Consider the following 24,524-nt stretch of genomic DNA (forward strand, 5'->3'; position numbering starts at 1 on the left):
TCTTTGTGATCTATTGCTCGTAGCACATAAGCCCACTCCTATTCAAATTAGTTGTGTCAATTTAAAAATAAAAGCAATTTTGTTGAAAATCGTCGTTTTTGGTTGCTTTTACACAATTCTAGCCGTGCAGCTTTTTAGCATTTTTATTTTAATGCAGATTTAAATTATGGAATTACACTTGAATTTTGGTTGTTTCGAAAAATCAATCCTTATATATAGGTGTGAATTTTACTATTATATTTAAAACACGCTTTTATTGTTTCTTAAATGGGAAGTAATTTAATTCCCAAGATAGGATTTGAAAGAAGCGCTCCTTATATATAGGTGTATATTTTATTATAATATTTAAAGTACGGTTGTATTGTTTCTTAAATGGAAAGTACTTTAGTTCCTAAGATAGGATTTGAAAGAAGCTCTCCTTACATATAGGTGTTGAAATAATGAGATACTGAAACGATTCCCGAAGGATCGGGATTGCAGGATAAGGATTGGCGAAATGGTTGGGGAAATTTATTCCTTATATATTAGGACTAGCAATTGAGACGCTGAAACGAGTCCCGAAATATCGGGATAGCAGGACAAAGTTTGGAAGGAAAGTGAATTGAAAAAATACTAGTGTATTATAGCCCCGATGGAAGTGGCATCCTTTTTAGAAAAACAGCAGGTTCAAAAACCTGGTGGGTTTGTAAAAAGATAGAACGCACAGCGGGACCAAAAGTCTTATGAAATCCTAAATGTGTGCTGCTGGGAAAATTAATCGAAACGTATTGCTTTAACGGGCGAAATTTTTGTAATGATATAAGAAGGAATCATTAAGACAAATACACAAACGAAAATTGTTCCCCCGTTTAATATCAGTATGTGAAACAGGTTTATACTAACTGGCGCTTGGTTGACGTAATAACTTTCGGGATTAAGTTGAATGACTCCAAAAGTTTTTTGAATGAGCAATAAGGTAATAGCAATTAGGTTGCCGTAAAGTAAACCACGAGCTATCAAATAAAAAGCATTGTAAAGAAATATTTTGCGAATATTCCAGTTGTTTGCACCCATTGCCTTGAGAATTCCGATCATTTGTGTACGCTCTAAAATTAAAACTAACAATGCTACAACCATATTTATGGTAGAAACAACAATCATTACAATTAAGATGACAACGATATTAAAATCAAAAAGCTTTAGCCATTCGAAAATACTGTAATATTTTTCTTCAATGGTTATACTGTTATAAGTGGGCGGAATTTCTTTATAAACTTGCTCGCCTTTCTCCTTAATTTTTGAAAAGTCATCGAGAAAAACTTCGAAAGAACCTACTTCACTAGGTTTCCATTTGTTAATTAATTGCACGTGACGGATGTCTCCAATTACATAAGTAGCATCAAATTCTTGAAAACCTGAATTAAAGATTCCGGTGATTAAGAAGTTTCTCTTATTTGGTAATTTTCCTTTTTCTTTCATGAAAAATGTCAGAAACTTATCGCCTACTTTTAAGTGTAAGCGTTTTGCTAAGTATTCTGATATTAAAACTTCAGTATTGAGCTCGGATTTTAAATTGGGAATTTTACCAGAAACTAAATATTCTTGCATATTGGTGAAATCATAGTCTGTTCCAACACCTTTATATATTATACCTTCAAAGGCACTTTCAGTACGAATTATCCCTGCTTTACTTGCTACTGCTTGAATGTGACTAATACCATCTATATTTTTAAACTTCGGATAGAAATTTTGCTCGATGGAAATAGGTTCGGTAGTCACCTCCGATTGATTATCGTCGAAATTAGAGATGATTATGTGTCCATTAAAAGCAGCTACTTTTTCTCTGATTTTATCTTGCAAACCAACTCCTGTCGCAACCGCCATAATCATCATAACTATTCCAATTGAAATAGCAGTAATCGCAATTTTTATAATTGGCGAAGAAATACTACTTTTATAACTTTTAGCAGTAATTAATCTTTTAGCTATGAAAAATTCTAAATCCAAGTTTTATGACGTCTAAATTATTTATCAAAAGTACATTTTTATTTTTTTCTTTACTAATAGTTTGTTGCGGAAGTAGCAAAAAGGAAAATACGGAACCAAAGGCTGAGAAAAAGACGATTGCCCTAAAAACTAATGTTGAATTTCAGGCGTTTAAAACGGGTGCAGAAAATTATGAAATATATTTACCTTTATTGAAGGATAAAAAAGTTGGAGTAGTGACCAATCAGACGGGAATTATAACGGTTCAAGAGTTTTTCGCAATAAAAAACAACACCAGCACAGGAAGTGATAAAGGCGTTAGAGTAGTTCAAAAATCGATTGTTGACTTTTTTATAGAAAAAAATATTAATGTTCAGAAAATTTATGCTCCAGAACACGGTTTTAGAGGAACAGCTGATGCGGGCGAATTAATCGTTGATGGAAAAGACACGAAAACAGGCTTGCCAATTATTTCGCTTTATGGCAACAACAAAAAACCAAAATCGGAACAATTGAAAGGCATTGATGTTATGGTTTTTGACTTGCAAGATGTGGGCGCTCGTTTCTACACCTATATTTCTTCGTTGCATTATGTGATGGAAGCTTGTGCTGAGAACAATATTCAATTGATAGTGCTAGATCGTCCAAATCCAAATGGTGGACTTGTTGATGGTCCGATTTTAGAGGCAGCACATAAAAGTTTTGTAGGAATGCACGAAATTCCAGTGTTGCACGGAATGACCATTGGTGAATATGCAAAAATGATTAATGGTGAAAAATGGTTGAATAATGGAATACAATGCGATTTAACAGTGATTCCTTGCGTGAATTACACTCACGAAATGAAATACAACTTACCCGTCAAGCCTTCGCCAAACTTACCTAACGATCAATCAATTAATTTATACGCGAGTTTGTGCTTTTTTGAAGGGACTAATGTGAGCTTAGGAAGAGGAACAGAAAAGCAGTTTCAAATTTATGGTTCGCCGTTTTTATCGAAGACGGTATTTAATTTTAGTTTTACACCTAAACCTAATTTTGGAGCGAAAGATCCAGTGCATAACGGCAAATTATGTTTTGGTGAAGATTTGATTCAAGCTAAAAAAGTAAACCGTTTGGAATTGAAATGGTTGTTGAAAGCGTATCAAAATACTTCAGATAAAACGGTTTTCTTCAATGATTTCTTTACGAAATTAGCGGGAACAAAAAAATTACGTCAACAAGTTGAAGCAGGATTAACCGAGAATGCAATCAGAAAAACGTGGGAAAATGGTTTAACAAAATTTAAAAGTGTTCGAGCGAAGTATTTGATTTATGAATAAGTGGATAGATTCTGAAACAAGCTCAGAATGCCAAACTAATATTCAACACTTTTTACAAAGGTAACTTCTCCTTCATTTTCTCCACAATATTATAAGCAGCCGGACAAATGGCAACATTTTGCAACGTTAAATCAGTAATTTGATTGAACTTTTTTCTATCGGTATGTGGGAATTCTCTGCAAGCTTTTGGACGCACATCGTAAATAAAACATTTATTGTCGCTGTCTAAAAACGTACACGGAACACTTTTTAAAACGTAATCGTTGTCTTCATCAATACGCAAATATTGCTCAATGAATTGTTGTGGTTTCTGGCGAAAGCTTTTGGAAATTCGTTCAATATCGGCTGATGTAAATAACGGTCCGGTTGTTTTACAGCAATTGGCACAATCTAAACAATCGGTCTTTTTAAATTCGGCATTGTGCAAATCTTGCATTACATAATCCAAATTTTTAGGCGTCTTCTTTTTTAGCTTATCGAAATACTTTTTGGTTTCGATATGCGTATCTTTGGCAAGTTTCCCGAGTTCGTTTAAATTTGGCTTTAGCATTTTATTTAATTTCTGATGCAAAGTTAAACAACTTGAAACTTCAAATCTTACAATTTAAACAAAAAGTAATGAAAGACCTTTTCGGAAAAGCCATTTTAGATTATCAAACCAATAATTCACCTGAAGATTTGCTTACTGAAACTTCAATTTCGGAAGCAGATGAAATGAGTGTTGCCTATTTGTTTCGGGATTTTAATGAAATGCCAAAATTGGAACAAAAAGCATTACAACTTTCGAAAGGAAAAATTTTAGATGTTGGTTGTGGTGCCGGAAGCCACGCATTGTATTTGCAAGAAAAAGGATTTGATGTAACGGCAATTGATATTTCAGAAAATGCAATTAAAGCTTGTGAATTAAGAGGTTTAAAAAATTGCAAAGTAGTTGACATTTTAGAAATGGATCCTTCTGAAAATTTCGACACGATTCTATTGTTGATGAATGGAACGGGAATCTTTGGAAAACTGGATAAAATCTCCACTTATCTTCAAAAACTGAAATCACTTTTAAATGAAGGCGGACAAATTCTAATTGATTCTTCCGACTTAATTTATATGTATGACCAAGACGAAGATGGTGCTTATGAAGTTCCTGCCGATGGTTATTATGGCGAATTAACCTTTACAGTTCAATACAAAAACGAAACTGAAGATACTTTTGATTGGTTGTATTTAGATTACAACACTTTGCAAAACGCCAGCAATCACAATGGTTTAAACTGTGAATTGATTAAAGAAGGAGCACATTTTGATTATTTGGCAAGAATAACCATTATTTAATCTTGCCGTTCTAATTCAGATTGAATTTTCTCTTACGGAATATTCAAATATTTATGCGTTTGCAACGAAACCCTCCATTTTGGATTATTCATTACATAATCAACAATTAAAGGTGTCATTTCTTCTTTTTTACTCCATTCAGGTTGTAAGAAAAGGATTGCGTTTGGGTTTACTTGTGCTGCTTGTTCTTCCGCAAAAATAAAATCGTGTTTGTTATAAATGATAACTTTTAATTCATTTGCGATGTCATAAGCGCTTTGAACCGGTAATTTATTTTTCTTTGGCGACAAACAAAACCAATCCCAAGAACCTGTAACTTCATAAGCTCCCGAAGTTTCGATATGCACTTTTAGATTTTGATTTTTCAATTTTGAAGTCAAAGCTTGCATATCCCACATTAAGGGTTCGCCACCAGTAACTACAACTGTGTCTGCATATTTTTTGGCGTTGGCAACAATTACATCCGTTTCGGTTGGAGGATGCAACGCTGCATTCCAACTTTCCTTGACATCACACCAGTGGCAACCCACATCACAACCACCAATTCGTATAAAATAAGCAGCAGTTCCGGTATGAAAACCTTCTCCTTGAATGGTGTAAAACTCCTCCATTAAAGGCAACATTTCACCTTTTTCAACCGCTAATTGTGTTTCTTTCTTTAACATTTTTCCTCTAAATAGTTTGCAAAGATACGACTTGGATATTAGAATTCAGAAAATAGCTGTCAGAAATTGGACCTTCAAAGAAAAAAGCTTTTCAAATAACTATCTCGAAAAGCACTAAAGTTTATGAAATTTAATAAATCTATGTTGCTTTTTATTATTGCTTTAGGCTTGCACTTGTCATTAATCTTGAAATTCCATACTTTTGAAATTCATAATCCAAAAAAAATGAGCAAAACAGAAGAATTTAGCAAACATATAAATGAAGGATATTCTTGTAAAGGTGATTATATCACGCTTGGTGGCGGAATATTTGAAGGGGAAGCTGTTCCAAATACACACGTAAAGATTCCGTTGAAAACGTTGAATCGTCACGGATTAATTGCTGGCGCTACAGGAACGGGGAAAACGAAAACGATTCAGGTATTATCTGAACAACTTTCACAAAAAGGAATTCCTGTTTTAATGATGGATATTAAAGGTGATTTTTCTGGAATAGCAATGCCTGGTGAAGAAAAATCTTTTATTTCAGAAAGACATCAGAAGATTTCAATTCCGTATGAAGCCAAAGCTTTTCCAGTAGAATTAATGACAATTTCAGAACAAAACGGTGTGCGATTAAGAGCAACTGTTTCTGAATTTGGACCTGTTTTATTCTCTCGAATTTTAGATTTAAATGATACACAAACGGGTATAGTTTCTGTAATTTTCAAATATTGTGATGACAAAAGTTATCCTTTGTTGGATTTGAAAGATTTTAAAAAAATATTACAATACGCTACGGAAGAAGGAAAGGTCGAATTTGAATCGGAATACGGAAGAATTTCAACTAGTTCTACCGGTTCAATTTTAAGAAAAATTATCGAGTTAGAACAGCAAGGAGCTACCGTTTTCTTTGGTGAAAAATCATTTGAGATTAGCGACCTAATGCGAATTGACGAAAATGGAAATGGCTTTGTCAACATCATTCGTTTAACTGACATACAAGATCGCCCAAAACTATTCTCCACTTTTATGTTGAGCTTACTAGCAGAAATTTATAATACTATGCCCGAACAAGGCGATTCAGGTCAGCCAGAATTAGTGATTTTTATTGACGAGGCACACTTAATTTTTCAAGAAGCGAGTAAAACATTACTAAATCAGATTGAAACCATTGTGAAATTAATTCGTTCGAAAGGAATTGGTGTTTATTTCATCACTCAAAATCCGATGGATGTTCCCACAGGAATTTTGGCACAATTGGGATTAAAAATTCAGCACGCTTTACGAGCTTTTACGGCCAATGACAGAAAAGCAATTAAAATAACCGCAGAAAATTATCCGGAAACTACTTTTTACAAAACAGATGAAGTCTTAACTTCTTTAGGAATTGGTGAAGCTTTTGTTACTGCTTTGAGCGAAAAAGGAACACCTATGCCGCTAGTAGCAACAATGCTTCGTGCGCCAATGAGCCGAATGGATATTTTGTCTGAAAGTGAAATTGACTCGGCTATTTCTAAATCGAAATTGGCTAAAAAATATAACGAAGTTATAGACCGAGAAAGTGCTTACGAATTATTAAATAAAAAAATTGCTCAAGCACAAGAAATAGCTGTTGAACGCAAAGAAGTTAAACCAACGCGAAGAGTAAAAGAAGAACCAAGTACTACCGAAGTTTTAGGAAAATCTATTACTAAAGTGGTTACGAGTGCGAGTTTTATTCGTGGAGCTTTTGGCTTACTGACGAAAATGTTTAAGCGATAATGAAAAGAATACATTTTACAGAATTAGGTTTTAAAAAGAATTTCGACACATTTATAATGATTTTAGGTGTCATTTGCTTAATAATTGGTCTTGTTGCAGTATTTGGTTTCCTAAATAGTAGACTTGCTGGATTAGCCGGTTTTTCTGCGGTGTTAACTACATTTCCGCAAATGAGAACTTATTTTTACAAAAATTATTTCCTTTGGAATAAAAGAGGCGGACAAATTAAAGTCAATTCAAAAAGTAAAAGATTAATTTTCAAAGAAATTGCGTCTTTTCAACTGGAAAACAATAATTTAATACTATTGAAGAAAAACAATTCGCATCTTGACTTTCAGTTAAACGATATCAATCAGGACGATATCAAAAAATTAGAACAGATTTTAGAAACGCTAATTAAGAACTAATGAAAAAATATTTTATACAAAACACACCGTTTATCGTTCCTACAACTGATGGAAAAACAATTGAAGAACATCACGGTTTGGCGACAACTAACAATAAAGACATTTCAATTGCCCACATGATTGCACCTCCGGGTTGGAGTGAACCTTTTCAAACGCCAGAATTTGATGAATATACTTATATCATTAAAGGTAAAAAGAAATTTATTATTGAAGAGGATACCGTAATTTTAGAAACAGGTCAATCCATAAAAATTGAGAAAAACACACGAGTTCAATATTCAAATCCCTTTGACGAACCCTGCGAATATCTTGCGATTTGCACTCCCGCATTTAGTATGGATTTAGTTAACCGAGAAGAATAATTACTATTCATAAAAAAAGCTGAAAAATAAATTCAGCTTTTTTTATGTTTTAGTTTTGTAATAATTCTAAGATCTTATTTTCAACTTCTTTGGAATCCCAAATCTGTTCTATATTCTCCATTTGCAATACTTCTTGCATAATTTCATTTTGGAAATCACCAATAGCCAAGGCTTCCGAATAAGGTTGTAAGCTAAAAGTTACTCTACTATATAAAGGCATCCATTTTTCGGGATGTTTGTCGGAGAACCATTTTTCGATTTTCTTTTGTAATATGAAATTTGCATCGGCTGTTAAATCGCTCATTTCGATGAAATTTCTCAGCGATAATTCGGCAATAGCATCTGCGTTTGGTTTTCTTGAAATTTCGTATTCTTTGAAAATCGTCTTCCAATCGTCGCCATATTTTTGCATCATCTCACTTAAAATCGTGATGTCTTCAAATCCAGCGTTCATTCCTTGTCCATAAAACGGAACAATTGCGTGCGAAGAATCGCCAATCAAAGCAACTTTATCCTCATAAGTCCACGGAAAACATTTCATTATTGCCAAGTAACTCGTAGGATTTTTAAAGAAATCTCGAACTAAATCTGGAATAACTTCTTTCGTATCTGGAAAATATTTATCGAAGAAATTGACTAGAGAATTTACATCTTTTATTTTTGCAAAAGAATTCTCGCCTTCAATTGGCATAAACAAAGTGCACGTAAATGAATTATCTAAATTCGCTAATCCCATCAACATAAAATTACCTCTTGGCCAAATGTGTAAGGAATTGCTATCGATTTTAGCCGAACCATCAGCATTAGCAGGAATATACAATTCCTTATAACCGATTTTCATAAATTCTTGCGAATAATCAAACATTGATTGGCGTTGCATTCTGTGTCTAATTCTTGAAAAAGCACCGTCAGCGCCAAAAACCTTATCGTATTTTAACTCGGTCCAAGCTCCTTGTTCGGTTTCGCCTTCAAACAAAGTTGCCGTGACTAAATTTACATCCCAAATTTTATGTTCAAAAAAGAAGTTTACACCTTCTTTTTCGGCCAAATCAACCATTTTACGATTCAAAATTCCTCTAGACAAGGAAAAAATAGCTTCGCCTTCTCTTCCGTATGCTTGATAATTTAGCTTTCCATCTTGTAAATGAATCGCTCTTTTATCTACTGGAATTCCAATTTTTCTGATTTCATCGGCTAAACCTACATCTTCTAAAGCCTTCCAACCTCTATTTGACATCACCAAATTAATAGAACGACCCGAAAATTCGACCGTTCTAATATCGGGACTTCTGTCGTACACATCAACGGTATGTCCAGCTCTTTTTAAATAGATTGCTAATAATGTTCCAACTAATCCGGAACCTACAACAGCAATTTTTTGTGGCGTTTGCATCAAGTTTGTTTAAAAATTTGAAAGGCAAAAGTACTGAAAATATACGCTGTAACGACTTGTTTTAAAGATATTTTCAATTGTAAATGCATTTTTGTTTAATTTATATAGATTTTAGTTAAACAAAATGTATCTTTGAAATAAAAAAATCGATGCGTAAATTTTCAAAAGACGAATTGTCTTCTATGTCAAAAGTGCCTCGCTTAAATTTGTTAAATTGTATTACTGGTTACAAATCGGCAAATTTAATAGGCACATTATCTGAAAATGGTACTTTAAATGTGGCCATCTTTAGTAGTGTTACACATTTAGGTAGCGAACCACCGTTAATTGGTTTTATTCTTAGGCCCACAACTGTTCCTAGAGATACTTATAAAAACATCAAAGAAACAGGCTATTTCACTGTGAATCACATTACAAGTGATATGATTTCCGACGCACACCATTCTTCTGCTAGTTATGAAGAGCCAATTTCTGAATTTGATAAAACCAATTTAGAGCCTGAATATATCGCCAATCATCAGACACCTTTCGTCAAAGGAAGTCCGGTAAAATTATATTGTAAATTTTTAAACGAATATATAATTAAAGAAAATGGATGCCTTCACATTATAGCTTCAGTGGAAGAATTATATGTAGATGAGAATTTATTACACGATGACAATTGGATTCAATTAGATCGGGGAAATGTTGTAACAATTAATGGTTTAGATGGTTATGCTCTTCCGAAAATCAAAGATCGTTTTCATTACGCAAGACCTGATCAACCCACGAAATCGATGTTATAAATGGCTCATAAAAAAGTAAACCTTCCCGAGAAAATTTGCAAAACTTGCAATCGTCCTTTTGCTTGGCGTAAGAAATGGGAGAAAAACTGGGACGAAGTTTTGTATTGCAGTGATAAATGTAGAATGAATAAAACGAAATAAAATGAACGGATTAGTATGGTTTAGAAACGATTTACGCATAACAGACAACCACTCTTTGTATAATGCTTGTGCCGAGAATGAACGTGTAATTGGTGTTTATTGCCTTGATCCAAGACAGTTTGAAAACACCATTTATGGATTTAAGAAGACGGAAAAATACAGAGCCAAATTTTTGTTAGAAACCTTAACGGAATTGCAAGAGAATCTGGGTAAAAAAAACATTACATTTTTAGTATATTACGGTTATCCTGAAAAAATAATTCCGTCGGTTTGTGCGGAATATCAAATAAGTACGATTTATTCCCAAAAAGAATGGACGAGTGAAGAATTAGCGGTTGCAACCGAAATCCGGCAGTTGATTCCCGTTTTAAATTGGAAAACTTATTACGATCAATTTCTATTTCATCCGGATGATGTTCCGTTTGAAAGTTGGGACAAACTTCCGGAAGTTTTTACAGAATTTAGAAAGCTATTGGAAAAGAAAGTTCGTGTGCGACCAACAGTTTTCATCCATCCGAAACCGACAACTAATACGATTGAAGAATTTACGTCTATTCCCACTTTATACGATTTAGGGTTTGAAGCATTTGAACAGCATTCCAAAACTGCGTTCCCGTTTAAAGGTGGCGAAAATCAAGCTAAAGAAAGAATTGACGACTATTTTTGGAAAACTAAGAAACTTTCGGTGTATAAAAAAACAAGAAATGGTTTACTTGGAAAAAATTACAGTTCAAAATTGTCGGCCTGGTTAGCTAACGGAAGTATTTCTGCTAAAACGATTTATTGGGAAGTGCAACAATATGAGAAAAAAGTGATCAAAAACGAAGATACGTATTGGTTAATTTTCGAATTATTATGGCGTGATTATTTCAAATATATTTCCTTAAAACATGATAGTAAACTCTTTCAATTAGGTGGGATTTTACAAAAAGAATACCATTGGAATCAAACTCCAAAAGCATTTCAGCAATGGAAAAACGGGACTACGCCCGAACATTTTGTAAATGCGAATATGATTGAATTGCAAAAAACAGGTTGGATGAGCAATCGCGGTCGTCAAAATGTGGCGAGTTATTGGGCAAAAGAATGGGAACAAGATTGGCGAATTGGTGCTTCGTACTTTGAAAGTATGCTACTTGATTATGATGTGCATAGTAATTATGGCAATTGGATTTACAATGCCGGCGTTGGAAACGATCCTCGCGATAGAAAATTCAACATCAAACGCCAAGCAGATATGTATGATGCAGATAAAAAATTTCAAAAAACATGGTTAATCCCTGAATTATTTTAAGATGAAAACGTTACGATTAATTCTTGGTGATCAATTAAACAGTCAACATTCTTGGTTTGAAAAAGTGGATGAAAATGTAATTTACTTGATGGCCGAAATGCGTCAGGAAACGGATTATGTGAAACATCATATTCAGAAAGTCGCGGCTTTTTTCTTGGCGATGCGAAATTTTTCTAATGCACTTTCAAAGAACGGACATCATATTGTTTATTTTAAAATTTCAGACCAAGACAATCCGCAAGCACTTCAGCAACTTATTCATCAAACTATTGAAAAATATCAAATAGAATGTTTTGAATATCAATTTCCCGATGAGTATCGGTTAGATGAACAGTTGAAAAATATTTGTTCTATCTTAAATATTCCTTCAAAGGTTTATGAATCGGAACATTTTTATACTTCGCGTTATGAATTGAAAGATTTTTTCGAAGGCAAAAAGCAATTGCTGATGGAAAGTTTTTATCGCATGATGCGTAAAAAACACGATGTATTGATGGTTGGATCGCAACCTTTAGACGGAAAATGGAACTTTGATCAAAATAACCGGAGTAAATATAAAAACGAAGTTCCGATTCCGTTTCCATTAGAATTTCATAAAAATGTGGAGGATTTAGTTTCCGAAATTGAAAATCACGGGATTAAAACTATGGGTTCGATTGCTGCTTCGAATTTTAATTGGCCAACTACCAGAAGTGAAAGTTTGCAATTGATTTCTTACTTCTGCGAAAATTTATTGCCTTATTTTGGTACTTATCAAGATTCATTATTCACCGGACATAAATTTCTATTTCATTCCCGTTTGTCTTTTGCGATGAACTCAAAAATGATTAGTCCGAAAGAAGTAATTGATGCGGTAATTGCATATTATTTCGAGAATAATGACGAGATAGAATTGGCACAAGTGGAAGGTTTTGTGAGACAAATTATAGGTTGGCGTGAATATGTGCGCGGAATTTATTGGAAAGAAATGCCAAATTATGCTAAGATGAACGTTCTAGAAAACTACAACAAACTTCCCGACTTTTATTGGACCGGAAAAACGAAGATGAAGTGTATGCAACATTCAATTACACAAAGTTTAACAGAAGCTTATGCGCATCACATTCAACGTTTAATGGTAATTGGTAATTTTTCTTTGTTGGCCCAATTGCATCCTGACGCAGTTGACGAATGGTATTTAGGAGTTTATATTGATGCGATTGAATGGGTAGAATTACCAAATACTCGCGGAATGAGTCAGTATGCAGACGGCGGAATTGTCGCAACAAAACCTTATGTTTCTTCTGGAAGTTACATCAATAAAATGAGTGATTATTGTGGGAATTGCCACTATAATGTAAAAGAAAAACTGGGCGAAAAAGCTTGTCCGTTTAATAGTTTATATTGGCATTTTTTAGATGAGAAAAAACAACATTTTGCAAAAAATCAAAGAATGAGTATGATGCTTGCTTTACTTAACAAAATGAGATCCGAAGAATTAGTTACAATTAAAGAAAAGGCACAGCATATAATAGACAATTTAAATAGTTATTAAAAAAAAGGAGTTGAATATAATATTCAACTCCTTTTCTACTAAATATAATTAATCCTATTATTTATTTTTTTTATCGTCAATTATTGCTCCAGTTCCAGCGCCTACAGCAGCTCCAGCTAATCCACCGATAATTGCACCCGTTCCTTTTTTCTTACTTACTACTGCACCTGTTGCTGCGCCAACACCAGCACCTATTAAAGCTCCTTTAGCGGTATTACTCATTCCTTTACGTTTTTGCACTACAGGTTGAGCATTGTTATTATTTACATAAACAACTTCTTTTTCTACTTTTGTAACTGTAAGAGCTTGCATAGAATCAATTACTCGTTGCTTTTCTTGAACCACTTGAATCGAATCTATAGTGTTTTGTTTAGCTAATTCCATTTCAGCTGCTTGATCTCTACACGATGCCAACGAGACTAATGTTGCAAAAATTAATACCCTTTTCATAATCAAAATATTTAAAAATTTATAGTGCAAATATACGCTAGTACTTAATAGAATGTCTTATATAATTATATGATTTCATTATATAACTACACGTTTTGGTATTTAAACTTCTAATTATCTCAGAATTATTCACTAGACAACGATATGCCCCCAGTTTTCACCCCATTTAATACGATAAATTTGCATGTCGGTTACATTAAATTCTTTGGCAGTTTTACGCACACTGAATTTATCTCCTTGACGCTTCATTTTTAATTTAATACGTATTACTTGGGTTGATGTGAGTTTTAGACCATCGCGTTTGATATTAAACTCTTGTAATTTTTTGAAAGCTTCTTTCACAGCTGGACTTTTATGTCCGTGCGCGCGCATTTCTGTATATGTTGCCCATTTTAAATTATAAAGTTGATTGTTCAATTTATCATAATCTAAATGCAATACATATTCTTGATCTTCTGCATCTTTTGGGATAAAGAGTTCGGCAATCATTTTATGAACAGAAGCGTGATAATTTTTTGCTACGCCATTTGTAAAGCGTTTGTATCGCAAAAACAAAAAACCTTCGGTTAACGCACCCTTTAAGATGCGGCCTGTTTTGATATCTTCATCAAAACTTTTTAAACGTCCGTGATTTGAAACGGCATAGCGAACTTTACCGGGTATTTCAAGCGGATATTCTCTCCATTCTTCTACACTGAAATGAGTCATTCTTATTTGTCTTAAATTGATATTGGGGTTTATGTCAATAGACTACGGGAACTATTAAAGTATAAAGTTACAAAATTATTTTGGAAATACAATTTTTTTTCCCACTTCTAGTTGTTGTGATTTTGCGTAAATTCCGCACATTTGAAATAACATTCTTGCTCCGACGTTTCCGTCCCAATCATCTTCACCTGGCGCAACTTCTACTAAATCAAATCCAATGATTTCTTTGCCAAATTCTGATAATCGGTTTAATAAATACACGGCTTGCTCATAAGTAAATCCACCAGGTACCGGAGTTCCAGTATTTGGACAATACAACGCGTTCATTCCGTCAATATCAAAAGAAATAGCTACTTTTTTAGGCAATGCCATTACGATGTTGTCGCAGATGTGTTGCCAAGTATTTCCTTCAAATAATTGCTTTTTTAAATCTAAATCGGTATGCACCAAAACACGTCCTTTTTGGGCATTCACAACGTCTACTTCTTGCTCACAAAAATCACGAATTCCAACTTGAACAATTTTAGAAATTTGTGGTAATTGCAAGGCATTATACATAATAGAAGCGTGTGAATACGTGAAGCCTTCATAGGCAATTCGTAAATCCATATGCGCATCTAAATGTAAAATCCCAAAGTCTTCGTACTTGGTTGCTAATGCTTGATAATAACCTAACGGTGTAGAATGATCACCACCAAGAAGTGCTACTAATTTGCCTTTATTCATCCAATCCAACACTCTGTTTTTTACTTCTTCGTTTAGATCTTTACAAGCTTTATTAATTTTATCTAAATCAGATTGCAAAGCTGGAAACGTTGAAACATCTTCACCTGCTTCAAGCGCCTCGATAATTGGCTGTGCTAGACCTTTATATTTTTCTGAATTTTTTGCCCAATGTGCTGGAGCTTCGTCCATATAAATACCTCTTTTCCATAACTCTGGAAATTCCTGATGATGCAGATCAACCTGAAACGATGCGTCTAAAATTGCATCTGGCCCTTCAGAAGCACCTGCGCCATAACTTACCGTAACTTCCCACGGCACAGGAACGATAATAATATCACTTTGTTCTGCTGAAAAAGGCAATCCAAAAATTGTTGCATCTGCCAAACCAGGTTGTGATGGATCGAAATTTTCTATGATTTGTTCTTTAGTCATTGTTTAATGGATTTTCGAATGTTCTTAATTAGATTCTCGGATTTTCTGATTTTTAGATTTTCGGACAGTCTGAAAATCCAAAATCTACAAATCTGAATATCTTATTTCGTTATTCCTTGTTTTAAAATTTGTCCAAAATCATACATATCTTCAAAAGAACAGTAGAATGGCGCGGGTGCCAAACGAATTACATTTGGCTCACGCCAATCTGTAATTACTCCGTTTTGCATTAGATAATCGAATAATTCCCTTCCTTGACCGTGTAAATAAACCGATAATTGACAAGCTCTTTCTTCTGGAACAGAAGGTGTGATAATTTCAAATTCGGTTCCGTCAATTGCTTCATCAATATCGTGTAAAATGAATTCTAAATAAGACGTGATCAAGTCTCTTTTAGCAATTAACTTGTCCATTCCTACTTCGGAAAACATTTCTACTGACGCTAAATACGGTGCTAATGATAAAATAGGTAAGTTACTAATTTGCCATCCAACTGCTCCTCTAACAGGATCAAATTTAGGTTCCATTTTAAAACGACGTTCTTTATTGTGTCCCCACCAACCTGCAAATCTTGGCAATTCGGTATCATTGTGGTGCATTTCATGTACGAAACATCCAGATGCATTTCCGGGTCCAGAATTCATATATTTATAACTACACCATGCGGCGAAATCGACTTTCCATTCGTTTAATTGCAATTTAATATTTCCGGCTGCGTGCGCCAAATCCCATCCTACATAAGCACCTTGTTTGTGTCCTGCTTCAGTGATGGTTTTCATATCAAAAACTTGTCCGGTATAATAATTTACGCCACCAATTAACACCAAAGCTAATTCTTCACCTACTTCTTCAATTTTAGCCAAGACATCTTCTAAACGAATATTGTGTTCCCCTTCTCGGCGTTTGATTTCGACTAAAGCTTCTTTTGGGTCAAATCCAACGGTTTTTGAATGGAAGTCCACTTGCGATTGGAACATATATTGATCACTTGGAAAAGCTTTCTCTTCACAGATGATTTTATATTTTTTTGCTGATGGACGATAAAACGAAACCATTAGCAAATGAAGATTTACTGTAAGTGTATTCATGACCGTAACTTCCGCAGGCTTTGCCCCTACAAGGTCACTCAATGGAACTGCAAAACGTTCGTGATAATCCCACCAAGGTTTGTCGGCATAAAAATGTCCTTCTACTGCTAAGTTCGCCCAGTCGTTCATCACTTCATCTACATAAGACTTAGCTCTTTTAGGCTGTAATCCTAGTGAATTTCCTGTGAAATAAATGACTTGTTTGCCGTTTACTTTCGGGAAAATAAATTCATCTCTATATTTGCTCAGTATATCTTGAGCGTCTAAACTTTGTGCGAATTCGCGCGTATTTTCAAATATCATTCGTGTGCTAATTGTTTGAATTGTAAAAGTAAGGAAAAGTTACTGAGTTGCAAAGTGACAAATAAATAAAAAAATCTCACCATTTCTGATGAGACTTAGTATTTATAACTGCTTTTCTTAAATAATTAACATCGCATCACCGTAAGAATAGAAACGGTATTTTTCTTCAATTGCTATTTTATAAGCTTTCATCATTAAATCGTGACCACAAAATGCAGCTCCCATCATTAATAAAGTTGATTTTGGCATGTGGAAATTAGTTACCATAGCATCGGCTAAACTAAAATCATAAGGAGGGAAAATAAATTTATTTGTCCAACCTTCAAATGGATTTAAAGTTCTTTGAGAAGAAACCGAACTTTCCATTGCACGCATCGATGTTGTACCAATACAACACACTTTTTTCTTGTTCGCTCTGGCGTTGTTGATAATATCACATGTTTCTTGCGTAATTTTCATTTCTTCCGAATCCATTTTATGTTTCGATAAATCTTCTACTTCAACCGGATTAAAAGTTCCTAAACCTACGTGCAAAGTTACTTCTGCAAAATCAATTCCTTTAATTTCTAAACGTTTTAATAAATGTTTCGAAAAGTGTAAACCAGCAGTTGGCGCCGCAACAGCACCTTCTTCTTTTGCATAAATTGTTTGATAACGATCAGCATCCTCTGGAGTTACTTCACGGTTTATGAATTTTGGAATTGGTGTTTCTCCTAATTCTAATAATTTTTCTCTAAATTCTTCATACGATCCATCATATAAAAAGCGTAATGTTCTTCCGCGAGAAGTTGTATTATCAATAACCTCAGCCACTAACGAATCGTCATCGCCAAAGTAAAGTTTATTTCCGATACGGATTTTACGAGCCGGATCTACTAAAACATCCCACAAACGTTGTTCTGCATTTAGTTCTCTTAATAAGAAAACTTCAATACGTGCGCCCGTTTTTTCTTTGTTACCATATAAACGAGCAGGAAATACTTTTGTGTTATTCAACACCATTACATCTCCATCATCGAAATAGTCAATAATATCTTTAAACAATTTGTGCTCGATTGTTCCTGTTTTTCTATTTACGACCATCAAACGAGATTCGTCGCGGTTTTCTGTAGGAAACTCAGCCAATAATTCCTCTGGAAGAGTGAATTGAAAATGAGATAATTTCATTTAAAAATGTTTAAGTGATTAAGAATTTTACTAGCTACACATTGTAGTGTGTAACCCACTGAAATTCCGAGTGCAAATATACGACTATGAAATAGGCGTTGTCAAGTAAAAAGCAGTTTATTTTAAATAATACTACTTTTTATTTAACAACGCCATCTAAAAAAACTAAAAAAACTAAAAAAATTTAACTTATCTACAACTTACTCAATAATTGTACTTTTCCATCCATTTCTTTTAAAGCAGTTAATAGTAATGCTCCTTTTTTCCCTTTTTCATAATAGTGAAGTTTGTCACCTTCTTCCATTTTGATAGTTGTTGTTGCGCCTTTCGATAAAGAATAACTACCGCCACTTCCTGTGTTGATAACTTTTACTTCATTGTCTGTGTCATTTTTGATTTTGATGTCGAATTTATCAGAAACCACTTCTTCTCTAATAATAACATTTATTTTCATTGGAGACACTACGTTCATAGAAAGTAATCCCAAAGACAAAACTGCAATAATGCTAATTTTTTTCATATAACTATATTATTTAATTACTACTTTTTTAGTGGCAATGTTATTATCTGTATCTTGAATACGAACCATGTACATTCCAGCAGCTAAATCAGAAACATTGATTTGTTTTTGATTTGAAGACAATACTTTTTGACCTTGAATATTATAAATTTCTACCGATTGTAACTCTAAAGCAGTTTCAATGTTTAATATATCATGAACAGGGTTTGGATACAATGCAACTTCTAGATTGTTTTGAGAGAAATTAGAAGAAGATAGAGTATTGTTAGTATATAAACTAGTAACATCTGCATCAGTTAAAGCATAGTTATATATTTTTAAATCGTCTATTGCTCCATCAAAATAATCTGAAGTAAAAGCATTAAGTAAGCCTAACTTAAAAATGTCAGAATTATTAGAAGTAGGAATGATTGCAACGTTTAAGGTTGACAACAGAACTCCATCTTTATAAATTTTAGAAGTCGTGCCGTCATAAGAGACTACATAATGATTCCAAACATTTAACGCATTTGTTATGCTCAATGGGGTCAAGTCCACATTGTGACGTTGAGCTAAGCTTGAATAAGGGTTCAAATTAAATGAAGTTTCATATATGGCAAGCTCATAAGTATTTGAAGTTGTGCCATAGGAAAATGGACAAGCTGACGCAACAAACCAGTTATAAGTGTAATTCTTAACCCAAATTGAAATTGTTCTTGGACTTAAATCATAAGGCAAATTAGGTATAGTTGCTGTAGTTCCTATTGAAACTAAATTTAAAGCTGCATTAGCATTTCCGTTTCTATCCGTGGTAAAAGAAGTCCCAGAACTTGAAGCAAAAGGGTAGTTGCCTAATATATTATTGTATGAATTGTTAAAATCATAATCAGCTATTAAACTTGAACTATAAAAAGTTGCAGTAGATGATATTATTTCACCTGAGTTACAAGCATCGCCCACTAAAGCAAAAGCTCTAAAATAATAGGTAGTATTTGGTAAAAGACCGGTTAAAGTATGAGTCTTTACCCCGTTAGTATTACCTGTTAAATATATATTATCTACTGCTCCAGGGAAAAAAGATGGGGTAGTTGCATATTGAATATGATATTGTGAACCTGGACAAAGATCGGCATTCCCAAGAGTAACACTTACTGTCACACTATTATGGCTTGCATTTACTAATAATAAATTAGAAAATTGAATTTGTGAAAATGAAAATACACTTAATAAAAGTGAGTTTAGTAAAAGTAATCTTGTTTTCATATTATTATAGTTTTAAAAGTTTGAAACAAAAATACTTTTACCTAATCACCTTACAAGTGATGAGTTTACCAAACCCTATTTTCAGTTTACGAAAGCTATAAAATAAAAAAAGCACTCCTAAGAGTGCTTCCTTATTATTAAAAAAACAAATTAAAAACGAGTGTAAATAGAGAAGTATATAAAACAAACAATAACAACTCTAATTTGTATTCTTCTAATTTTGATTGCTTCATAATTTATTATTTAATTACTATTTTCTTAGTTGCAATGTTATTGTCTGTATCCTGAATACGAACCATGTACATTCCAGCAGCTAAATCAGAAACATTGATTTGTTTTTGATTAGACGATAGTACTTTTTGACCTTGAATATTATAAATTTCTACAGATTGTAACTCTAAAGCGGTTTCAATGTTTAAAAGATCGTTTACAGGATTAGGATATAAAGCAACTTCTAGATTGTTTTGAGAGAAATCTGATGATGATAAAGTGTTGTTAGTATATAAACTTGTAACCTCTGCTTGAGATAAAGCATAGTTATAAATCTGTAAATCATCAACATATCCAATATATGTAGAACCAGTCTCACCAAAAAGAGAGCCTAAATATAGTATACCATTATTTGCAGTATTCATAGAAAAATAAGGTATAGAAGCGACTGAAATACCATTTATGTAAATACTTACAGTACTTGTTGTTTGTTCGTAAGTACAAACAATGTGCTTCCAAACATTTAAAACAGGAGTCTGTGTAAAAAACACATTGGATTCCCAGTTAAAGTTATAAATCTTATTTGCATCAAATGAAATTCCGTAAGCTAAGTTTGTTGTTGGCATACCATACGAGAGAATCCTATTAGCACCATTAAATTGTGTCGGTTTAATCCATAATGAAAAAGTTCTAGAGCTGTTACCAACAGGAAGATTTGCAAGTGATACTGTAGTTCCTGTACCATTAATGAATAATGCTTTATTTGCGATGTTTAATCTATCGGTACCGTATGTCATTCCTGGTTGTGACGCAAAAGCATTGGTACCATTTACATCGTTTAATGTATTGTCAAACGTATAATTTGCTATAAGCTGTGGAGCAGCTAAAGTTTGAAAACTTCCACTGCCAAAGGTAGTACCTTCAGAATTTGTCGCTTCAATACTAAAAAAATATTGCGTATTTGGTAATAAGCCAGTAATTGGAGTACTTCCTGAAACATTTGTACCTCCTGTAGCAGAATGACCTGTTACTTGTAAATTTAAAGCACTTGCATCAATTCCGTATCTTATTATTGAAGTTGTTGCTGCATTATTAGCATTTAAAGTATAATTAAAAATTGCAGAAGATGTAGTTATCGAACTTACAAAAGGTGTGGAAATAGTTGGCACGGCAGCTGCGAGAGCAGCCTGAGTAATAACTACATTATCAACAAGCATACTCGCCGAACCACTCATTACATAAACTCTTATCGTAACATCAACAAGATTGCCTGCAGGAATTGTACCTACAGGAATTGTATAGGTATTGTTTTGCGGCACCGCTGAGGATGCCCGTGTTTGAAAACCTACGGTAACTGGAGTAGAATTATTAATTTTATAAAGTACCTCATAAGTTACAAATGCAGCACCTTCTTCATTAGAGAAAAAGGAAATGTTTATAGCATTACCTGTTGAAGTATAATCTGCTGTCAATAAATCTTTAACTCCAGTGCCACTGCCAGACGCAGCAAAACGAACTGAATGTGTACCTGATATTGGTGTAGTTGAACTTACAACACCACCCCCAAAAGAAAACCATCCTGAAGGTAAAGCTCCAGATTCAAAGCCCTCGTTAACATTAATTTGTGCATTTCCAAAAGAGAAAATCAGCATCATAAATAGAAGTAATATTGTTTTCATAATAAATAAATTTAAAATTTGAGTCAAAAATACTTTGTGCGCTAACTTATATTTTCATTGAGTTTACCAAACCCCTTTTTCAGTTTACGAAATAAAATTTCGTTAATCCATAACTAGGTTTGGTAAACTCATTTGTAATATTAAAAGTGTATTTCATACATTTGTTTAAAATCATTTCCATTTGCGAATTTTATTACTTTCACTATTTTTGTTATTGTCGAATTTAGGCTTTTGCCAAAATCCGTATCACATAACTATTGACAAAACTTCTGGATTGCCTTCAAATAGCGTGTATGATATTTTTCAAGACAGCAAAGGCTTTATGTGGTTTGCTACAGGAAAAGGATTGTGCAGATATGACGGTAATGATTTCAAATTATTTACAGCAGATTTTCAAACTTCTAAATCGGGTTCTTGTATCGCAGAAGATAAATATGGAAGAATATGGTATGCAAATTTTGATGGTTTTTTGTATTATGTAGAAAAAGGTTGTTTAAAAGCATTACCGCAAGAAACTTCTCTTGGTTACTTTAGATTTGGAATTATAAATAATGAACTTTTTTTAATTCAACCTGGAGCTGTTCTAGTATATGATTTAAAATCTTTAAAAGTAAAAGCAAAACATTTAATTAGAGACAAAGAAATTCGTTTTTGTTATGCAACTAAAGATAAATTCTATGTTTTAGGTAATAACTTATATGAATTAGACCATAAAAATGGAATTAAAAAACATAAATTACCTGAAGATTTTTACGCAGAAATCATCACTCCAATTATTAACACTTGGGAAGAAAAAATAATTATTAATTCAAAATCATCCGCTAACTATTACAGTTTTGAAAAAGGAAGATTTCATAAACACAAACTAAGCAATCCAGCTGAATTTACTCAAAACACATCCATAACAGATGATGCTATATGGATTTGCACACCTAACGGGGTTTATAAAAACGATTTGAAATTAAACCACAATAAAACCTATTTTACTGATCAAAACATATCCTTTGTATTCAAAGACAAACATAAAAACTATTGGGTTTCCACGCTAAATAAAGGGGTTTTATATATTCAAGATTTTTCAAACAATTATATCGATTTATATCCCAGACCCAACTCTTTTGCAATGGGTAAAAACAAAATCTTTATCGGTGCAGAAAAAGATTTGGTATACAAACTCGATTGCAACTCTTTAGCAGTTGAAAAAATATTTGAAACAGAAAGCAATCATTCTATAAGTCAAATATTTGCCGATACTATTAACGAAAATATTTTTTTTAATTCATTTAAATTTCACATTTTAAACAAAAACAACAACCTAACAAATGAATTTTCTATTGCAATAAAAGACATAAAAAAATTAGACGACAAATATTTTTCTTTTGCAGCAAGTGGACTTTTAGGAATTTTTTATATTGACAAAAACTTAAAAAGTAGCTGGGATGTAGTCTTCGAAAAAAACAAAGAGAAAGGTTTTTATGGGTTTAATCAAGCTTTGTTGTTAACAAATACAAACGGAAAATCTACGGAATATAATTCTAAAAACAACACCCTATATTATGCTACCAATAATGGCTTAATTGCAATTACTAACGACGGAAAAAACAAAGAAATAAAATACAAAAACGAAACTTTATTTTTAATTCGAATTCAAAAATATAAAGATGATATTATTGGATTATCGACTGCAGAAAAATTATATTCAATAAATTCAAAAAATGAAGTTTCTCTTTTTAAACTTCCAAATTTTCTTGCAAAAGAAAAGTTTAACCGTTTTTTTATAAGAAGTCATTACATCTATTTATTTACGGCAAATAGTATTTATGAATATGATTTGGAGACTAAAAACACACAAAAAGTAATGTCGTTAAGTAATGACATTGAAGTTACAGATGTTGTTTTAAAAAATAATCAGCTTTTATTTGCTACCTCAAAAGGAATTGTAATTAAAAAAAGACAAGAAATTGGGCGTTTTCCAAAACCTAAACTAATTATTAATGAGATTTTAGTTAACGGAAAACGAAAAGAGCTGAACCAATTAAACGAACTAAATCCGGATGAAAATGACGTAGCAATTCATTTTTCTACTTTATCTTTTGTTCCTAATGAAAACTACAGCGTTTCTTATAAAATAAATGATTCCAAATGGAAAACCTTAGATTATACAGACAAAAACTTAAAGCTTTCTTCTTTATCTTCAGGAAATTACAAAATTCAGTTAATTATAAATTACAATAATGCTAAAATTGATTTACAAACGATTCAATTTGAAATCAAAAAACCATTTTGGCTAAAACCCTTATTTTTAATTGGATTTGGGTTACTGTTTCTAGGCTTAATTTACATGTATTACAAATGGCAAATTCGTAAAATAGAATACAAAAACAAGTTGCAATTAGAAAAAATAAATCTGGAAAAAAACCTAAATCAGTCAAAATTAAAAGCCATAAAATCACAAATGAATCCGCATTTTTTCTACAATGCATTAAATACAATTCAGTCTTTTATTTTATCAAACGACAAAAAACAAGCCGTAAATTATTTATCTAAATTTTCAAATTTAACGCGTACCATTTTAGAAATGACGGAAAAAGAATTTATCTCTGTTGCAGACGAAATAACAACTATGAGTTTGTATTTAGATATTGAAAAAGCGCGTTTTGATAAAGATTTTGAATACGAAATTATAACAGTAAATAGTGCTGATTTAGAGCATGAAAAAATTCCAGCAATGCTCTTGCAACCTTATGTAGAAAATGCTGTTAAACATGGTTTGTTGCATAAATCTGGTTTTAAAAAAGTGACCATATTATTCGAAAAAGTGACTGATAAAATAAAAATTGAAATTGAAGATAACGGTATAGGTCGCACAAAAAGTGTCGAATTAAACGATATTAAAAACAAAAAACATAATTCGTTTGCTACAAAAGCAATGCAAAACCGAATTGATTTATTGAACGAAAATAAAACCCATAAAATAACTATTAATTTCATTGACAAAGAAAACCAAAGCAAGCAAGCAATGGGAACAACTGTCATTATTGAAATTCCTATACAATAAAAAC

Annotated in this window: 22 protein-coding genes; 10 read left to right on the forward strand and 12 right to left on the reverse strand. The window is 32.9% G+C overall.

Annotated features, from left to right (window positions below):
• Positions 1–753: 753 nt before the first annotated feature.
• On the reverse strand, positions 754–1,986 hold the full coding sequence (locus T1L09_RS09810; RefSeq protein ID WP_322550786.1) for an ABC transporter permease: 1,233 nt from the start codon (positions 1,984–1,986) through the stop codon (positions 754–756).
• A 5-nt stretch (positions 1,987–1,991) separates the two neighbouring features.
• Between T1L09_RS09810 and T1L09_RS09815 the strand changes: the two genes are divergently transcribed.
• Entirely contained in the window at positions 1,992–3,287 is a 1,296-nt protein-coding gene (locus tag T1L09_RS09815; protein ID WP_322550787.1) for an exo-beta-N-acetylmuramidase NamZ family protein, read from the forward strand.
• A gap of 52 nt (positions 3,288–3,339) precedes the next feature.
• Here the strand turns inward: T1L09_RS09815 and T1L09_RS09820 are convergent, their stop codons facing one another.
• Positions 3,340–3,837: a YkgJ family cysteine cluster protein gene (locus tag T1L09_RS09820; RefSeq protein ID WP_322550788.1), complete on the reverse strand. Its 498-nt coding sequence runs from the start codon at positions 3,835–3,837 to the stop codon at positions 3,340–3,342.
• A gap of 68 nt (positions 3,838–3,905) precedes the next feature.
• Here T1L09_RS09820 and T1L09_RS09825 point away from each other — a divergent pair, with 68 nt between their 5' ends.
• Positions 3,906–4,613 carry a class I SAM-dependent methyltransferase gene (locus T1L09_RS09825; protein WP_322550789.1) on the forward strand — a complete coding sequence of 236 codons (708 nt, stop codon included), beginning with the start codon at positions 3,906–3,908 and terminating at the stop codon, positions 4,611–4,613.
• A 32-nt stretch (positions 4,614–4,645) separates the two neighbouring features.
• On the opposite strand, the gene T1L09_RS09830 is transcribed toward T1L09_RS09825, so the two are convergent.
• Complete coding sequence (locus T1L09_RS09830; protein ID WP_322550790.1) at positions 4,646–5,278, reverse strand: 7-carboxy-7-deazaguanine synthase QueE; 633 nt, start codon at positions 5,276–5,278, stop codon at positions 4,646–4,648.
• A 225-nt stretch (positions 5,279–5,503) separates the two neighbouring features.
• Between T1L09_RS09830 and T1L09_RS09835 the strand changes: the two genes are divergently transcribed.
• From T1L09_RS09835 to T1L09_RS09845, 3 genes are read left to right on the forward strand one after another with little or no spacing between them, the layout of a single operon-like run.
• Positions 5,504–7,021 carry a helicase HerA-like domain-containing protein gene (locus T1L09_RS09835; RefSeq protein WP_322551553.1) on the forward strand — a complete coding sequence of 506 codons (1,518 nt, stop codon included), beginning with the start codon at positions 5,504–5,506 and terminating at the stop codon, positions 7,019–7,021.
• Complete coding sequence (locus T1L09_RS09840) at positions 7,021–7,428, forward strand: hypothetical protein (RefSeq protein ID WP_322550791.1); 408 nt, start codon at positions 7,021–7,023, stop codon at positions 7,426–7,428. The genes T1L09_RS09835 and T1L09_RS09840 overlap by 1 nt, the downstream gene beginning before the upstream one ends.
• Entirely contained in the window at positions 7,428–7,790 is a 363-nt protein-coding gene (locus tag T1L09_RS09845) for a cupin domain-containing protein (RefSeq protein ID WP_322550792.1), read from the forward strand. The genes T1L09_RS09840 and T1L09_RS09845 overlap by 1 nt, the downstream gene beginning before the upstream one ends.
• A gap of 49 nt (positions 7,791–7,839) precedes the next feature.
• On the opposite strand, the gene T1L09_RS09850 is transcribed toward T1L09_RS09845, so the two are convergent.
• A complete protein-coding gene (locus T1L09_RS09850) occupies positions 7,840–9,183 on the reverse strand; it encodes an FAD-dependent oxidoreductase (RefSeq protein ID WP_322550793.1) in 1,344 nt (447 codons plus the stop codon).
• Between the two features lie 149 nt (positions 9,184–9,332).
• Between T1L09_RS09850 and T1L09_RS09855 the strand changes: the two genes are divergently transcribed.
• From T1L09_RS09855 to T1L09_RS09870, 4 genes are read left to right on the forward strand one after another with little or no spacing between them, the layout of a single operon-like run.
• A complete protein-coding gene (locus T1L09_RS09855) occupies positions 9,333–9,968 on the forward strand; it encodes a flavin reductase family protein (RefSeq protein ID WP_322550794.1) in 636 nt (211 codons plus the stop codon).
• On the forward strand, positions 9,969–10,109 hold the full coding sequence (locus T1L09_RS09860; protein ID WP_322550795.1) for a DUF2256 domain-containing protein: 141 nt from the start codon (positions 9,969–9,971) through the stop codon (positions 10,107–10,109).
• A gap of 1 nt (position 10,110) precedes the next feature.
• A complete protein-coding gene (locus tag T1L09_RS09865) occupies positions 10,111–11,403 on the forward strand; it encodes a DASH family cryptochrome (protein ID WP_322550796.1) in 1,293 nt (430 codons plus the stop codon).
• A 1-nt stretch (position 11,404) separates the two neighbouring features.
• Complete coding sequence (locus T1L09_RS09870) at positions 11,405–12,937, forward strand: cryptochrome/photolyase family protein (protein WP_322550797.1); 1,533 nt, start codon at positions 11,405–11,407, stop codon at positions 12,935–12,937.
• A gap of 57 nt (positions 12,938–12,994) precedes the next feature.
• Here T1L09_RS09870 and T1L09_RS09875 read toward each other — a convergent pair whose 3' ends face one another.
• From T1L09_RS09875 to T1L09_RS09910, 8 genes are all read right to left on the reverse strand, one after another.
• Positions 12,995–13,387 carry a YMGG-like glycine zipper-containing protein gene (locus T1L09_RS09875; protein ID WP_322550798.1) on the reverse strand — a complete coding sequence of 131 codons (393 nt, stop codon included), beginning with the start codon at positions 13,385–13,387 and terminating at the stop codon, positions 12,995–12,997.
• 132 nt (positions 13,388–13,519) lie between these two features.
• Entirely contained in the window at positions 13,520–14,095 is a 576-nt protein-coding gene (locus T1L09_RS09880) for an NUMOD4 domain-containing protein (protein ID WP_322550799.1), read from the reverse strand.
• A gap of 75 nt (positions 14,096–14,170) precedes the next feature.
• Entirely contained in the window at positions 14,171–15,253 is a 1,083-nt protein-coding gene (locus tag T1L09_RS09885; protein ID WP_322550800.1) for an agmatinase family protein, read from the reverse strand.
• 101 nt (positions 15,254–15,354) lie between these two features.
• Positions 15,355–16,644: a kynureninase gene (kynU, locus tag T1L09_RS09890; RefSeq protein WP_322550801.1), complete on the reverse strand. Its 1,290-nt coding sequence runs from the start codon at positions 16,642–16,644 to the stop codon at positions 15,355–15,357.
• Positions 16,645–16,761: 117 nt separating this feature from the next.
• Positions 16,762–17,811: a tRNA preQ1(34) S-adenosylmethionine ribosyltransferase-isomerase QueA gene (gene queA / locus T1L09_RS09895; protein ID WP_322550802.1), complete on the reverse strand. Its 1,050-nt coding sequence runs from the start codon at positions 17,809–17,811 to the stop codon at positions 16,762–16,764.
• 193 nt (positions 17,812–18,004) lie between these two features.
• On the reverse strand, positions 18,005–18,331 hold the full coding sequence (locus T1L09_RS09900; RefSeq protein ID WP_322550803.1) for a hypothetical protein: 327 nt from the start codon (positions 18,329–18,331) through the stop codon (positions 18,005–18,007).
• Between the two features lie 9 nt (positions 18,332–18,340).
• Positions 18,341–19,468 carry a T9SS type A sorting domain-containing protein gene (locus tag T1L09_RS09905; protein ID WP_322550804.1) on the reverse strand — a complete coding sequence of 376 codons (1,128 nt, stop codon included), beginning with the start codon at positions 19,466–19,468 and terminating at the stop codon, positions 18,341–18,343.
• A gap of 344 nt (positions 19,469–19,812) precedes the next feature.
• Positions 19,813–21,462 carry a T9SS type A sorting domain-containing protein gene (locus tag T1L09_RS09910; RefSeq protein ID WP_322550805.1) on the reverse strand — a complete coding sequence of 550 codons (1,650 nt, stop codon included), beginning with the start codon at positions 21,460–21,462 and terminating at the stop codon, positions 19,813–19,815.
• Positions 21,463–21,643: 181 nt separating this feature from the next.
• Here T1L09_RS09910 and T1L09_RS09915 point away from each other — a divergent pair, with 181 nt between their 5' ends.
• Positions 21,644–24,520, forward strand: coding sequence for a sensor histidine kinase (locus T1L09_RS09915; protein ID WP_322550806.1), 2,877 nt, complete (start codon positions 21,644–21,646; stop codon positions 24,518–24,520).
• Positions 24,521–24,524 lie beyond the last annotated feature (4 nt).

This window comes from Flavobacterium psychraquaticum (assembly GCF_034497725.1).
In the GTDB taxonomy this organism is placed as follows: Bacteria; Bacteroidota; Bacteroidia; order Flavobacteriales; family Flavobacteriaceae; genus Flavobacterium; species Flavobacterium psychraquaticum.